The following is a 13765-nucleotide window of genomic DNA, read 5'->3' on the forward strand; positions in this document are numbered from 1 at the left end:
GCAAACCGGAACAGGTGCCTGAGATGAGTGACAGCGAGACCATGCCGCCGGCCACCGCTGCCGAGGCGCCGGGCAGTGCCCCCGCGCTTCCGAAGGAGGCCTTGGAGATCGCTTCCGGGTACGCCTTCGCCGGCCCCGCCCTCGATCTCGGCGCCCTGCTGTGGGACGGGGTGTGTCTGCCGGACGCGCAGGTCAGGATCCCGTTGCCGATGCTGAACCGGCACGGACTGGTCGCGGGCGCCACCGGCACCGGCAAGACCAAGACGCTCCAGCTGATCGCCGAGCAGCTCTCCGCGCAGGGCGTGCCGGTGTTCCTGGCCGACATCAAGGGTGACGTGTCCGGGATCTCGGCGCCGGGGCAGCCGGGTGACAAGGTGCGCAGCCGCTCGCAGGAGGTTCATCAGGGGTGGACGGCGACCGGCTTCCCGGCCGAGTTCTACGCCCTCGGCGGCATCGGGCACGGCATCCCCGTACGGGCGACGGTCACCGACTTCGGCCCGCTGCTGCTCTCCAAGGTGCTCCAGCTCAACCAGACCCAGGAGCAGTCCCTCGGCCTGATCTTCCACTACGCCGACACCAAGGGCCTCGAACTCGTCGACCTGAAGGACCTCAGGGCCGTCGTCACCTTCCTGACCTCCGACGAGGGCAAGCCCGAACTCAAGAACATCGGCGGCCTCTCCACCGCCACGGCCGGCGTGATCCTGCGCTCCCTCACCGCCTTCGAGGCGCAGGGCATGGCCGACTTCTTCGGTGAGCCCGAGTTCGACACCGCCGACCTGATGCGTACGGCGTCCGACGGGCGCGGCATGGTCTCCGTCCTCGAACTGCCCGCCGTACAGGACAGACCCGCGCTGTTCTCGACGTTCCTGATGTGGCTGCTCGCCGACCTCTTCCACGACCTGCCCGAGGTCGGCGACGCGGACAAGCCGAAGCTCGTCTTCTTCTTCGACGAGGCGCATCTGCTCTTCCACGACGCCTCGAAGGCGTTCCTCGACTCCATCACGCAGACCGTCCGGCTGATTCGCTCGAAAGGGGTCGGCGTCTTCTTCGTGACGCAGACCCCGAAGGACGTACCCGGCGAGGTCCTCGCCCAGCTCGGCAACCGCGTCCAGCACGCGCTCAGGGCCTTCACCCCGGACGACCAGAAGGCGCTGAAGGCGACGGTGAAGACGTTCCCCAACTCGGCGTACGACCTGGAGGAGCTGCTCACCGGACTCGGGACGGGTGAGGCCGTGGTCACCGTGCTCAGCGAGAAGGGCGCCCCGACCCCCGTCGCCGCGACTCGGCTGCGCGCCCCCGAGTCCCTGATGGGCCCGATCGAGCCCGCCGCCCTCTACGAGGCGGTCAAGTCCTCGCCGCTCCACGGACGTTACGCACAGGCTGTGGACAGAGAGTCGGCGTACGAGAAGCTGAACGCGACGCGGGGGGCCAAGGGCCCGGACGAGATGACGGAGCCTCCCAAGACGACCCCCAAGGCCACCCCGAAGGCCAAGGAGGACCCCTCCGTCGTCGAACAGGTCGTCGGCAGCGGGATGTTCAAGTCTCTCGCGCGCTCCGTCGGCACACAGATCGGCCGTGAGATCACCCGCTCGATCTTCGGTACGGCCCGGCGGAAACGGTAGGTCCGCGTCCGCCGGACGCGCGGCTCAGCGGCCCTGCTGCTCCTGCGGGGGCCGCTGCGGCTGCTGTTCCCGATCCTGCGGCTTGGGCGTGTTGCGGGCGGCCTCGGCGCGCAGCAGGGCGCGCAGGACGGCGTACGGGTCGACGGGCATGGCGGTCGTGCTCCTTGGGTTCGTTGCTGAAACGGCCTCTGTCGCGAGGGCCGGTCAGCAGCGCAGGACCACCGTGCGGAGGGTGAGCTGGGCGTACGACGGGCGCGGCGGCGCCGGGAGCGGGGGGCGCTCCGGGACGACGGGGGCCGGGGGCTCGGCCCGGGGCGCGGGACGCAGCGGGGCGACGGGATGCTGGGCAGCCGGTCGCAGGACCGTGTCCAGGACGTCGTACTCGGCGACCTCACTCGCCGCGACCGGCACCGCCGCGTGCGCCCCGGTGTGGGCGCCGGGCATGAGCAGCGCGAGCAGCAGGACGAAGGCGCGGAGCCAGGTTCGGGTGCTGCTCATGGTTGCTGGTCTGCCCCGGGGAGTACGAGGTTCCTCGCGTCGCCCGTCAGATCCGCCCGCACGGGTTACCCCGTCACACTTCGCGCGGCATCCGCTGGGCCCGCCCGCGCATCCGTACCGCCGTGACGATCTCGACGACACCCACGACGACCAGCCAGATCCCGCCGACCACGGTGAGGACGGCGACCGATTCGAAAGGGGAGTCGATGAGGACGATCCCGGCGATGAAAGTGACGATGCCGAGGAAGACCTGCCAGCCGCGGGCGGGCATCGACGGGTCGGAGGCGGCGGCCAGGGTCTGGGTGATGCCGCGGATCAGCCAGCCGATGCCGATCCACAGGGCGAGCAGCAGGATCGACTGCATGGGGCCGCGGAAGCAGAACAGGCCCAGCAGGATCGACAGGGCGCCGCTGATGAAGGCGAGCACGCGCAGCCCGGTCGTCTTGTGCGTGCCGAAGGCGGAGACGAGCTGGAAGACACCGCTGACGACGAGGTAGACGCCGAAGAGGATGCCGGTGGCGAGAAGCGTGGAGCCGGGCCAGACCAGTACCAGGACGCCCAGGACGAGGGAGGCGAGCCCGGTGACCAGGACCACTTGCCAGGCGGCCTTGGACAGCGCGTGCAGGGGGCCCTCGAAGGGTGGTTCCGGCTCATGGCCGCCGCGCGGAGCCTGCTGCGCGTGGACCTTGCGGTCGTCGTACTCCCGGCTCCAGGAGGAGCCGTGCGGTGCCTCGGTCATGGTCCATGCTTGGACCGCGTACGGCCGTGGCGCGCGGTGGGTTGGACCGTACGGCTTACTTCTTCGCGGCCTTGGCGGCCTTGGCGGCGGCCTTCATCTCCTGCTTGTGCGCCCGCACCTTCGTCAGCGACTCCGGTCCGGTGATGTCGGCGACGGACCGGAAGGACTTCGCCTCGCCGTAGGCGCCCGCGGCCTCCCGCCAGCCCTTCGGGGTGACGCCCAGCTGCTTGCCGAGCAGGGCGAGGAAGATCTGGGCCTTCTGCTTGCCGAAGCCGGGCAGCTCCTCCAGCCGGCGCAGCAGTTCGCGGCCGTCGGCCACGCCCTTCCAGACCAGCTCGGCGTTGCCGTCGTAGTGCTCGACGAGGTACTGGCACAGCTGCTGGACGCGCTTGGCCATGGAGCCCGGGTAGCGGTGGACCGCCGGCTTGTCGGAGAGCACGGCCGCGAAGGCCTCCGGGTCCTGGGCGGCGATCTCGTGGGCGTCGAGGTCGTCGGCGCCGAGCCGGTCGGCGATCGTCCGGGGCCCCTTGAACGCCCACTCCATCGGGACCTGCTGGTCCAGCAGCATCCCGACGAGCGCGGCGAGCGGGGAACGCCCGAGGAGCGCGTCGGCCTCGGGGTCCTGGGCGAGGTGCAGGGAGACGTCCATGTCTCCGATCATGCCGCGCCGCGGGTCAGGCCGCCCGCCAGTACCCCAGCGCGTGCAGGCGCTCCTTGGGGACGCCCAGGTCCTTGCGGACGTAGGAGGACAGGGTGCGGGTCGTCCTGGTGTCGCAGGCGATCCAGACGTACGCGTCCGGGTGGGCCCTGAGGAGGTCCGGGAGGTCGGTCTTCACCCGGGTGACCAGGTCGTCGCCGGTCCGGACGTCGTGGCGGGACGCGTCCGTGCGGAAGGGGAGGCCGTCGGTGGCGCCCTCGAACCAGATCGTCGCCGGGGACGGGTCGAGCGCGGCCAGCAGGGAGTTGATCGCGGGCAGCGAGGCCGGGTCACCGATCACGAAGACGTGCGTCGGAGAGGGGTCGGGGTGGGTGAACTCCGTGCCGTGGACCGTGGCCTCGATCGTGTCGCCGGGCTTCGCCGCGCGGGCCCAGTCGCTCGCCACGCCCTCATGGAGCGCGAACTCCAGGCTGAAGGTGCCGGCCGCCGGGTCCGGGTCGACGAGCGTGTACGCCCGCTGGTGCGGCTTGCCCGCGGCGGCGAACCACAGCCGCACCCACATCGTCGGATGCACACCGGTCGCGGCGAGCAGACCGCCGTCGGTGAGACGGAGCCGCCGGTAGTGCGGGGTGACGTCCTCGGCGCCGGTCACCGTGAGGACGAAGTCCTTCGCCCGCAGCAGTCTGAGGACCGCGCCCTCCCAGCCGTGCCCCTGCCCCATCGCCTCTTCACCCCTCGCGTACGATTTCACCACGACCTACTTAGGTGAGCCTAACCTAAAGCACAGGAGAGCCCCAGCGTGAGCGCCGAGATCTACCGAGATGCCTGGGGTGTCCCGCATCTGCGCGCCGACAGTGTGCGTGAACTCGCCCGCGCCCAGGGCCGGGTCACCGCCCGCGACCGCGCCTGGCAGCTGGAGGTCGAACGGCGCCGCGCCCACGGCACCTCGGCCGCCCTCCTCGGCGTCGAGGCCCTCCCCTGGGACCGCTTCGTCCGCCGCGCCCGCGTCGACGACACCGCGCGGCGCTGCTTCACCGACCTCGCCGCGAAAGACCCCGAAACGGCCGACTGGGTCCGGGCGTACGTCGACGGCGTCAACGAGGGTCTGGCCGAGACGGACCTCCCCCTCGGCACCCCCGGCCGCTGGGAGCCCTGGACCCCGCTCGGCGTCTGGCTCGCCACCCACATCCTCTTCGCGGGCTTCCCGGCGAAGCTCTGGCGCGAGCAGGCCGTCCGGCATCTCGGCGAGGCGGCCGTCGCACTGTTCGCCATCGACGGCCCCGGCACCTCCGGCAGCAACGGCTGGCTGGTGAGCGGCGAGCGGACCACGACCGGCCACGCCGTCATCGCCGGCGACCCGCACCGCTTCATCGAGGACCCCGGCGTCTACCAGCAGATCCACCTGTCCTGCCCGGAGTTCGACGTCGTCGGCCTCGCCGTCCCCGGCGTCCCCGGCATCGCCCACTTCGGCCACACCGGCACGGTCGCCTGGGCCATCACCAACGCCATGGCCGACTACCAGGACCTGTACAGCGAGAAACTGCGCCGCACCGGCGCCGGGGTCGAGGCCCTCGACCCGGACGGGAGCTGGCGGCGCGCCGCCCGGCACACCGAGACCATCGAGGTCGCCGGTGAGGAGCCGGTGGAGATCGAGGTCATCGAGACCGCGCGCGGGCCGGTGATCGCCGGTGGCCCGGAGGGCCTCGACGACGGATCCGAGGGGAGCGACGACGCCACCCCGCTCGCCCTCAGCCTGCGCAACCCGCCCCGGGTGACCGGTGACCTGGGCTTCAGCACCCTGCTGCCCCTCCTGCGCGCCCGCCGGGTCGCCGACGTCGACCGGGCCTTCGACCGCTGGGCCGAGCCGGTCAACGTCGTGCAGGCCGCCGACACCGAGGGCGGGCTGCTGCACCGGGTCGCGGGCCGGGTGCCGGTACGGTCCACCGCCAACCGCACCCGGATCGTCCCCGCCTGGGAGGCCGGGCACGAGTGGACCGGCTGGCACGAGATGCCGTACGGCGAACTCACCGACGGCGTCGCCGTGATGGCCAACCAGCGCGGGCCGGCCGCCCCGCTCGGCGTCGAGTTCGCCCCGCCGCACCGGGCGAACCGCATCGCCGCGCTGCTCGCGAAGAAGGAGAAGTGGACGGCCGCCGACATGCCGGCCATCCACATGGACGCCCATCTCGCCTCCGCCGAACCCCTGTTGGAGCACCTGGCGGCACTCGAAGACCTCAGCCCCGAGGCCGCCGAGGTCAGGGAGACCCTCCTCGGCTGGAACCGCCACATGGACGCGGACAGTACGGCCGCCGCCCTCTACTCGGCGGTGCGCGGCGCGGTCGTACGGCGGCTCGCGGCGCACCCCGCGTTCGCCGCGCTCACCACCGTGCCCGCCTACCCGGAGGTCCTCCTCCCCTGGCTCGGCCTCGTCCCGCGCATCGGCTACGCCCTCGAACACCTGCTGCGCGCCGAGGAGTTGTACGGCGTCGACCGGCCCGCGGAGGTGCGCGCCGCCGTCGAGGAGGTGGCCGCGGGGAACCCCGTCAAGACCTGGGGCGAGACCCACCGCCTGCTCCCCTGGCGGGCGTTGCCCGACCCGTCGTACGACGAACCGGGGCTCTCCGGCGACCACGACTGTGTGCTCTGCACCTCCGCGGTCCCGGGCCTCACCGACCTGGCCGCGCGCGGTCCCGCCGCCCGCTACGTCTGGGACCTCGCCCGGCGTGCGGACAGCCGCTGGGTGGTGCCGTTCGGTGCCTCCGGGGTCCCCGGCTCGCCCCACCACCGTGATCAACTGCCCCTGTGGCTCGGCGGCGACCTCGTCCCGGTCGTCACCGACTTCGAACAGCTCAGCAAGGAGAGCGATGTCTGACCTCTACGTCCACACGCAGGACGTCGACGACTTCGGCACCGTCCGCGTCCGGGTGCTCGACGCCAAGGCCGACGCCGGGCTGGTGCACGGCTGGGTCAGCGAGGAACGCGCCGCCTTCTGGGGCATGAACGGACTCACCGAGGACCAGGTCGCCGAGATCTACGCCCACATGGACACCCTCGACACCCACCACGCCTACCTCCTGGAGAAGGACGGCGAGCCGGTCGGGCTGCTCCAGACCTACGAGCCCGAGGCCGACCGGGTCAGCGAGTGCTACGCCGTGGAGCCCGGCGACATCGGCGTCCATCTGCTCCTCGCGCCCGCCGGAACCGACGGCGCGCGGGCGGGCTGGTCCTCCGCGCTGCTCGGCGCCGTCGCCTCGTACGTCCTGGTCGGCCTCGACCGGCGGCGGGTCGTCGTCGATCCCGACGTGCGCAACGAGAAGGCGATCGCCCGCTTCCTGCGCCAGGGATTTGTGGCGGGGGAGCGGGTGGTGCTGCCGGAGATCGACCTCCCGGACGTGTACCTGCCCGAGAAGCACGCCCAACTCGCCTTCCTGCGGCGGGAGGTAGCCTTCCCCGGGTGACCCCGGATGACCTCGTCGCCCACTACGGACTGGAACCGATCCCGCGCGAAGGGGGTCTGTTCCGCCGTACGTGGGAGGGACCCGAGCGGGCCGACGGCCGCCCGGAGGGCACCGCCATAGTCGCCCTCCTCACCGCGGCCGACCACTCCGCCCTGCACCGCCTGCCCGCCGACGAGATCTGGCACCACTACCTCGGCGATCCGCTGGAACTCCTCCTCCTCGCCCCCGACGGCACGTCCCGGACAGCGGTCCTCGGCCCCGACGTCCTCGCCGGACAGTCGGTACAGCTGACCGTCCCCGCCGGCACCTGGATGGGCGGCCGGAGCCTCGGCGCCTGGACCCTGTTCGGGTGCACGATGGCACCCGGGTTCACCTACGAGGGCTACGAACACGGGGACGTGACGGAGCTGGTGGCGCGTTATCCCGCCGAGGCGGTGCGGATCGCGGCACTGTGTCGGCCATGAGATTTGTCGAGGGGTGGGTGGTCCCGGTGTGGGGTGCGGGTCTGCGCTGCGGTGTTCACGCGGGTGATCTCCGCGGGTCTGTTTTTCTGCCGGGGGTCCGGGGGTTGTCCCCCGGGATGGTGCAGCATCCCGCCGAGGCGGCGCGGATCGCGGCACTGTGTCGGCCATGAGATTTGTCGAGGGGTGGGTGGTCCCGGTGTGGGGTGCGGGTCTGCGCTGCGGTGTTCACGCGGGTGATCTCCGCGGGTCTGTTTTTCTGCCGGGGGTCCGGGGGTTGTCCCCCGGGAAGGCGCAGCATCCCGCCGAGGCGGCGCGGATCGCGGCACTGTGTCGGCCATGAGACTCCTCGAAGGGCAGGTCGCCCTGGTCACCGGCGCGGGTGGCGGCATCGGCCGCGGCATCGCCCTGCGGTTCGCCGAGCGGGGTGCGGCGGGGGTCGTGGTGCATTGCCGTACCTCGGTGGCGGCGGCGGAGGAAGTGGCGGTGCGCGTCAGGGAGTTGGGGGCCCGGGCCACGGTGCTGCGGGCCGATCTGCGGGACGAGGAGGCGTGTCACCGGCTGGTGCGCGAGGCCGCCGAATGGGGCGGGCGACTGGACTCGTTGGTCAACAACGCCGGTGTGCAGCCCGTCCAGGCGCTGGCCGCCATGAGCGCGGACGAGTGGCGGGAGGTCGTGGACGCCAATGTGTCCAGCGTGTTCGCGTGCACGCAGGCGGCGGCCGAGGTCATGAGCGAGGGCGGGGGCGGCTCGGTGACCCACATCGCCTCCATCGAGGCCGGCCACCCCGCCGCCGGGCACGCCCACTACTCCGCCGCCAAGGCCGCCGTCGTCATGCACGCGCGGTCCGCCGCCCTGGAGTACGGCCCGCTCGGCCTGCGCGTCAACAGCGTCTCGCCCGGACTGATCGACCGGGAGGGGCTCACCGGCGACTGGCCGGAGGGAGTGGAACGGTGGCTCGGCAAGGCGCCGCTCGGCCGGCTGGGCCGCCCCGAGGACGTCGGCGACGCCTGCGCCTTCCTCGCCTCCCCGCTCGCCTCCTGGATCACCGGACAGGACCTCGTCGTCGACGGAGGAGTATCGGCGCGGCCGACCTGGTGAGTGTTCCGGCGCGCGCGTACGTACATGTTCCGGAGCGGCGGGACGGAGTACGGACGTGGAGCGTGACGGTGGCCGAGGTCGGCGACGGTTTCAAGGGCTGGTGCTGCTGGGCACCGTGCTGGTCCTGCTCCTCTTCGGCGGGGCGGGACCCGCGTCGGCCCACGCCGCCCTCCGCGCCACCGACCCCGAGGACGGAGCCGTCCTCAAGTCCGCCCCCCGCCAGCTCACCCTGACCTTCACCGAGTCCGTCGGTCTGCTCGACGACTCCTTCCGGGTCCTGGACCCGAAGAACCAGCGGATCCGCACCGGCGAGGCCGGGCATGTGCCGGGCCGCTCGGACACGGCCCGGGTGACCCTGCCGGCCGAGGGGCTCGGCGAGGGCACCTTCACCGTGGCCTGGCGGGTGGTCTCGGCGGACAGCCACCCCGTGTCGGGCGCGTTCACGTTCTCCGTGGGCAAGCCCTCGGCCACCACGGCGTCCGTGGACCCCGGCCCGGTCGAGAACCCGACGACGGCCGCCCTCTACAACATCGCCCGCTACCTGGCCTATCTCGCCGCCGCCCTGCTCATCGGCACGGCCGTCTTCCTCGCCGGCTGCCGCCCGGCCGACGCGAACATCCTGCCCCGGCTGCTGTGGGCGGGCTGGTGGACGCTGGCCGGGGCGAGTGTCGCTCTGCTGCTGCTCAGGGCGGCCTACGAGACGGGGACGGCCCCGACCCTCGACGGCTTCGGCCGGACCCTGACGACCCGCCCCGGCCAGGTGCTGCTGGCCCGGCTGGGACTGCTCGCGCTGACCGCCGGGTATCTGCGCTGGGTGCGCAGGGCGTGGAGCGCCAAGGGCACGCGGACCGTCGGCGGTGTCCTCGCCGTCGCCCTGGCCCTGACCTGGGCCGCCGGCGAGCACGCCTCGGCCGGTATCCAGGTGCCGCTGGCGATGGCCTCCTCCGTGCTGCACGTCCTCGCGATGGCGGCCTGGCTGGGCGGCCTCACCGCCCTGGTCACCACCCTGTACCGGGCGTCGGTGGTCGAGGCCGCCACGGTCGCCCGCTTCTCCCGGCTCGCCTTCGCCTGTGTGACCGTCCTGGTCGTGACCGGGGTGTACCAGTCCTGGCGAGGCCTCGGCTCCTGGGCGGCGCTGACCGGGACCTCGTACGGCCGACTGCTGCTCTTCAAGCTCACGGCGGTGGTCGTGCTGCTCGGGGCGGCCGGGCTGTCGCGGCAGTGGGCGGCACGGCTGGTGACGGTGGACGCCGAGAGCGTCGTACGCGCGTCGGAGCGGGTGCCGGAGCCGGCGGGCGGGCCGCCGCTGCCTCCGGCGGCAGAGGCAGCCCGCCCCTCGGAGGGGATCGGGTACCGGCGAGGGCTGCGGCGGTCCGTGGCCGTCGAGGTCACCGTGGGGGTCGTCGTGCTGGTGCTGACGACCGTGCTGACCGGCACGCTGCCCGGGCGGGCGGCGGAGGAGGCGAGCGACGCGGCCCCGGCCGGCGGGCTGCCCGTCGCCTCGGTCACCAACGTGCCCTTCGACATGGGCGCCGCCGGGCGCGGGACCGTGCAGATCACCCTCGACCCGGGCCAGGTCGGCCAGAACCAGATCCAGGCCGTGGTGTTCGGCGCCGACGGCGGCTTCGCGGCCGTCCCCGAGCTGCGGCTGACCTTCACGCTCCCGTCCCAGGACATCGGCCCCCTCGACGCCCGGCTCAGCGACCGGGGCGGCTACTGGGGCACGAACGACTTCAGCCTGCCCCTCGCCGGCACCTGGACCATGAAGACGACCGTGCGGATCTCCGAGACCGACCAGGTCAGCGAGACGGACTCGGTCGAGATCAGGTAGCGGGCCCGGAGGGCTTGTCCGACGGGTCGAAGGCTATTCGGGCCTTCTGGTCGATCTTGTATGTGTCGGTCACATTTCCACAAAGGTGCCCATCATCTCTTGACGCATGACAGGACATACGGCTGTCATTACGCAACCGTGTTCGGTCAAGTTGATTTCTGGTCGTTTACGACGGACTTCAGCATTCCCCTTCGCCCTGCCTGGCCGAACCCTGCCCTCAGGAGCCGTTCATGTCCGACCTCCACCTCCCCTCACCCAGCCGCCGGACCCTGCTGCGCGGCATAGGCGGCGCCGCCGTACTCGGCGCCGGCATCCCCCTGCTCAGCGCCTGCGGCGGCAGCGGCACGGCCGCCGACCCGAAGACCGTCACCCTCGGGTCCAACGGCTCCGACGCGGTGCCGAAGAAGGCGTACGCCGAGATCTACGCCGCCTTCACCAAGCAGTCCGGGATCACGGTCGACGTGAACACCAAGGACCACAACACGTTCCAGGAGCAGATCAACGCCTACCTCCAGGGCACGCCGGACGACGTGTTCAACTGGTTCGCCGGGTACCGCATGCAGTTCTTCGCGGCCAAGGGCCTCGCCACCCCGCTCGACGACGTCTGGGCGAAGATCGGGGACAACTTCCCCGAGGCGATGAAGAAGCTCAGCAAGGGCGCGGACGGCAAGTACTACTTCGTCCCGCTGGACACCTATCCGTGGGCGGTCTTCTACCGCAAGAGCGTCTTCCAGAAGCACGGCTACACGGTCCCCACCAAGTGGGACGAGTTCGTCGCCCTGTGCAAGCAGATGAAGAAGGACGGCCTGGTTCCGATCGCCTTCGGCGACAAGGACGCCTGGCCCGCCCTCGGCACCTTCGACCAGCTCAACTTCCGTACCAACGGCTACGACTTCCACGTCGACCTGATGGCCGGAAAGGCATCCTGGACCGACGCCAAGGTCCGCAAGGCCTTCGACCTGTGGGCCGAGATCCTCCCCTACCACCAGGACGGTGCCGTCGGCCGCACCTGGCAGGACGCCGCCCAGAGCATGCTCTCCGGCAAGGCCGGCATGTATCTGCTGGGCTCCTTCGTGGGCCAGCAGGCCACCGACAAGACCATCCAGGACGACCTCGACTTCTTCCCCTTCCCGGAGATCAGCCCCGAGTTCGGGCAGGACACCGTCGAGGCGCCGACCGACGGCTACATGATGAGCAAGAGCCCCAAGAACCACGCGGGCGCCGTCAAGCTCCTGGAGTTCCTCGGCACCCCGGAGGCCGAGGCCCTCTACCTCAAGGCCGACTCCAGTGTCGTCGCCGCGTCCAGCACCGCCGACACCTCCTCGTACACCGCCCTCCAGAAGAAGGCGTACGACATGATCAGCGGCGCCAAGAGCCTGACCCAGTTCATGGACCGCGACAGCCGGCCAGACTTCACGTCGACGGTGATGCAGCCCGCGCTTCAGAAGTTCATCCGGGACCCCAAGGGCATCGACGGCATCCTCTCCTCGGTCGAGCGCCAGAAGAAGACGATCTTCGCCTCGTCATGACGACCGGCACCGAGACCACCGAGACCCCGACGGCGGCGCCCCTCGCGTCGCCTTCGGGCGTTGCCCCGCGCAAGAGGCCGACGGGCCACCGCCGCCTCCTCACCCGCCGCGACCGGATCACCCTCGGTCTGATGGCGGGCGTCCCCACGATCCTGCACGTCGCCCTGGTGTGGCTGACGGCTCTGGCGTCCATCGCGCTGGCGTTCACCACGTGGGACGGCATCGGCTTCGACTCCATCAAGTGGGTCGGCCTGGACAACTTCCGTGAACTGTTCACCACCAACCCGCAGTTCTGGCCCGCGGTCCAGCACAACGTGATCTGGTTCGTGGTGCTGATCCTGCTGCCCACCCCCTTCGGCCTGTTCCTGGCCGTCCAGCTGGACAAGAAGATCCGCTTCAGCCGCGTCTACCAGACCGCGTTCTTCCTGCCCGTCGTCATGTCGATGGCCGTCATCGGCTTCGTCTGGCAGCTCATCTACAACCCCGACACCGGCCTGATCAACAGCGTGATCGGCGCCAACACCCCCGGCCACTACATCGACTGGATCGGCGACCCCGACCTCAACCTCTGGGCCATCCTCGTCGCCGCCTCCTGGCGCCACGCCGGCTACATGATGATCCTCTACCTCGCCGGCCTCAAAAGCGTCGACCCGGCCCTGCGCGAGGCCTCCGCACTCGACGGCGCCGGCGAATGGCAGACCTTCAAGAACGTCATCTTCCCCACCCTGCGCCCCACCAACACCGTCGTCCTGGTCGTCACCATCATCGAAGCCCTGCGCGCCTTCGACCTGGTCTTCGTCTTCAACAAGGGCGCCCAGGGCACCGAACTGCTCTCGATCCTGGTCACCAACAACATCATCGGAGAGTCCAGCCGCATCGGCTACGGCTCCGCCATCGCCGTCGTCCTCCTGGTCATCTCCCTCGCCGTGATCGTCCCCTACCTGATCGCGACCTTCCGGAAGGAGCGGCGAGCATGAGCGGAATCGCCCTGCGCGGGAAGCCGGTACGCCCGGCCCGGATCCTGCTGCACACCTTCCTCATCGTCACCTCCCTGGCGTGGCTCGCCCCGCTGCTGTGGGCCCTGTTCGCGGCCCTGCGCCCCTACGCGGAGACCAGCGAGAAGGGATATGTGTCCTGGCCCGACAAGCTGAGCCTGGACAACTTCAGCAACGCCTTCCAGCAGTCCGACATGCTCCACTACTTCGGCAACACCCTGCTCATCGCGGTCCCGGCGGTCCTGGTGACCCTGCTGCTGTCGTCGATGGTGGCCTTCTACGTCAGCCGCTTCGACTTCCGCCTCAACCTCGCCCTGCTCCTGGTCTTCACCGCCGGCAACCTGCTCCCCCAGCAGGTCATCATCACCCCGCTGTACCGGCTGTACCTGCTGGTGGACCTGCCGGGCATCACGATGAGCGGCAAGCTGTACGACTCCGCCCTCGGCCTGGTCCTCATCCACGTCGCCTTCCAGTCCGGCTTCTGCGCCTTCGTCCTCAGCAACTACATGCGCTCCCTCCCGCACGAGCTGACCGAGGCCGCCCTCGTCGACGGCGCCTCCGTATGGCGCCTGTACTGGCAGATCACCCTCCCCCTGTGCAAACCGGCCATGGCAGCCCTCGCCACCCTGCTCTCCATCTGGATCTACAACGACTTCTTCTGGGCCATCGTCCTCATCTCCACCGGCGAGAACATGCCCATCACCTCGGCCCTGAACAACCTCTCCGGCCAGTACTTCACCGACCCCAACCTCGTCGCCGCCGGCGCCCTCCTCACCGCCATCCCCACCCTGATCGTCTACTTCACCCTGCAACGCCAGTTCGTGAGCGGCCTCACCCTGGGCGCCAACAAGGGCTGAGCCCCTCGTACTTGAA

Annotated in this window: 14 protein-coding genes; 9 read left to right on the forward strand and 5 right to left on the reverse strand. The window is 70.9% G+C overall.

The annotated features are described in order from the left end of the window. Window positions 1–23: 23 nt before the first annotated feature. Window positions 24–1622, forward strand: a complete 1599-nt coding sequence (locus OG866_RS22800) for a helicase HerA-like domain-containing protein (protein ID WP_329337319.1) — start codon at window positions 24–26, stop codon at window positions 1620–1622. Window positions 1623–1646: 24 nt separating this feature from the next. Here OG866_RS22800 and OG866_RS22805 read toward each other — a convergent pair whose 3' ends face one another. The 5 genes from OG866_RS22805 to OG866_RS22825 all read right to left on the reverse strand — a co-directional run bounded on the left by OG866_RS22805 (window position 1647) and on the right by OG866_RS22825 (window position 4238). Then, on the reverse strand, window positions 1647–1772 hold the full coding sequence (locus OG866_RS22805) for a hypothetical protein (RefSeq protein ID WP_329337320.1): 126 nt from the start codon (window positions 1770–1772) through the stop codon (window positions 1647–1649). Window positions 1773–1826: 54 nt separating this feature from the next. After that, the gene (locus OG866_RS22810) at window positions 1827–2120 is read right to left on the reverse strand and encodes a hypothetical protein (RefSeq protein WP_329337321.1); all 294 of its coding nucleotides are present in this window, start codon (window positions 2118–2120) and stop codon (window positions 1827–1829) included. 73 nt (window positions 2121–2193) lie between these two features. After that, a complete protein-coding gene (locus OG866_RS22815; RefSeq protein ID WP_329337323.1) occupies window positions 2194–2859 on the reverse strand; it encodes an HdeD family acid-resistance protein in 666 nt (221 codons plus the stop codon). Window positions 2860–2914: 55 nt separating this feature from the next. Further along, entirely contained in the window at window positions 2915–3508 is a 594-nt protein-coding gene (locus tag OG866_RS22820) for an HhH-GPD-type base excision DNA repair protein (protein ID WP_329337325.1), read from the reverse strand. Between the two features lie 25 nt (window positions 3509–3533). Next, window positions 3534–4238, reverse strand: a complete 705-nt coding sequence (locus OG866_RS22825; protein ID WP_329337326.1) for a siderophore-interacting protein — start codon at window positions 4236–4238, stop codon at window positions 3534–3536. 78 nt (window positions 4239–4316) lie between these two features. On the opposite strand from OG866_RS22825, the gene OG866_RS22830 reads away from it, so the two are divergent. The 8 genes from OG866_RS22830 (at window position 4317) to OG866_RS22865 (ending at window position 13749) form a co-directional block, all read left to right on the forward strand. Then, entirely contained in the window at window positions 4317–6389 is a 2073-nt protein-coding gene (locus tag OG866_RS22830) for a penicillin acylase family protein (RefSeq protein ID WP_329337327.1), read from the forward strand. Next, window positions 6382–6975, forward strand: coding sequence for a GNAT family N-acetyltransferase (locus OG866_RS22835; RefSeq protein WP_329337329.1), 594 nt, complete (start codon window positions 6382–6384; stop codon window positions 6973–6975). Before OG866_RS22830 ends, OG866_RS22835 begins: the two co-directional genes overlap by 8 nt. After that, the gene (locus tag OG866_RS22840) at window positions 6972–7439 is read left to right on the forward strand and encodes a cupin domain-containing protein (RefSeq protein ID WP_329337331.1); all 468 of its coding nucleotides are present in this window, start codon (window positions 6972–6974) and stop codon (window positions 7437–7439) included. The genes OG866_RS22835 and OG866_RS22840 overlap by 4 nt, the downstream gene beginning before the upstream one ends. Window positions 7440–7775: 336 nt before the next feature. After that, entirely contained in the window at window positions 7776–8537 is a 762-nt protein-coding gene (locus OG866_RS22845; RefSeq protein ID WP_329337332.1) for an SDR family NAD(P)-dependent oxidoreductase, read from the forward strand. A 100-nt stretch (window positions 8538–8637) separates the two neighbouring features. Further along, window positions 8638–10368: a copper resistance CopC/CopD family protein gene (locus tag OG866_RS22850; protein WP_329337334.1), complete on the forward strand. Its 1731-nt coding sequence runs from the start codon at window positions 8638–8640 to the stop codon at window positions 10366–10368. 230 nt (window positions 10369–10598) lie between these two features. Next, window positions 10599–11897: an ABC transporter substrate-binding protein gene (locus OG866_RS22855; RefSeq protein WP_329337335.1), complete on the forward strand. Its 1299-nt coding sequence runs from the start codon at window positions 10599–10601 to the stop codon at window positions 11895–11897. After that, a complete protein-coding gene (locus tag OG866_RS22860; protein WP_329337336.1) occupies window positions 11894–12874 on the forward strand; it encodes a carbohydrate ABC transporter permease in 981 nt (326 codons plus the stop codon). Before OG866_RS22855 ends, OG866_RS22860 begins: the two co-directional genes overlap by 4 nt. Then, the gene (locus OG866_RS22865; RefSeq protein ID WP_329337338.1) at window positions 12871–13749 is read left to right on the forward strand and encodes a carbohydrate ABC transporter permease; all 879 of its coding nucleotides are present in this window, start codon (window positions 12871–12873) and stop codon (window positions 13747–13749) included. The genes OG866_RS22860 and OG866_RS22865 overlap by 4 nt, the downstream gene beginning before the upstream one ends. Window positions 13750–13765: the final 16 nt, after the last annotated feature.

The sequence above is a fragment of the Streptomyces sp. NBC_00663 genome, from assembly GCF_036226885.1.
Classification (GTDB): Bacteria; Actinomycetota; Actinomycetes; order Streptomycetales; family Streptomycetaceae; genus Streptomyces.

Coding starts and splice junctions, on each gene's coding strand:
- OG866_RS22825 (WP_329337326.1), bottom strand. CDS start 4,238: ATGGGGCAGGGGCACGGCTGGGAGGGCGCGGTCCTCAGACTGCTGCGG.
- OG866_RS22860 (WP_329337336.1), top strand. CDS start 11,894: ATGACGACCGGCACCGAGACCACCGAGACCCCGACGGCGGCGCCCCTC.
- OG866_RS22845 (WP_329337332.1), top strand. CDS start 7,776: ATGAGACTCCTCGAAGGGCAGGTCGCCCTGGTCACCGGCGCGGGTGGC.
- OG866_RS22855 (WP_329337335.1), top strand. CDS start 10,599: ATGTCCGACCTCCACCTCCCCTCACCCAGCCGCCGGACCCTGCTGCGC.
- OG866_RS22810 (WP_329337321.1), bottom strand. CDS start 2,120: ATGAGCAGCACCCGAACCTGGCTCCGCGCCTTCGTCCTGCTGCTCGCG.
- OG866_RS22815 (WP_329337323.1), bottom strand. CDS start 2,859: ATGACCGAGGCACCGCACGGCTCCTCCTGGAGCCGGGAGTACGACGAC.
- OG866_RS22805 (WP_329337320.1), bottom strand. CDS start 1,772: ATGCCCGTCGACCCGTACGCCGTCCTGCGCGCCCTGCTGCGCGCCGAG.
- OG866_RS22820 (WP_329337325.1), bottom strand. CDS start 3,508: ATGGACGTCTCCCTGCACCTCGCCCAGGACCCCGAGGCCGACGCGCTC.
- OG866_RS22865 (WP_329337338.1), top strand. CDS start 12,871: ATGAGCGGAATCGCCCTGCGCGGGAAGCCGGTACGCCCGGCCCGGATC.
- OG866_RS22800 (WP_329337319.1), top strand. CDS start 24: ATGAGTGACAGCGAGACCATGCCGCCGGCCACCGCTGCCGAGGCGCCG.
- OG866_RS22835 (WP_329337329.1), top strand. CDS start 6,382: ATGTCTGACCTCTACGTCCACACGCAGGACGTCGACGACTTCGGCACC.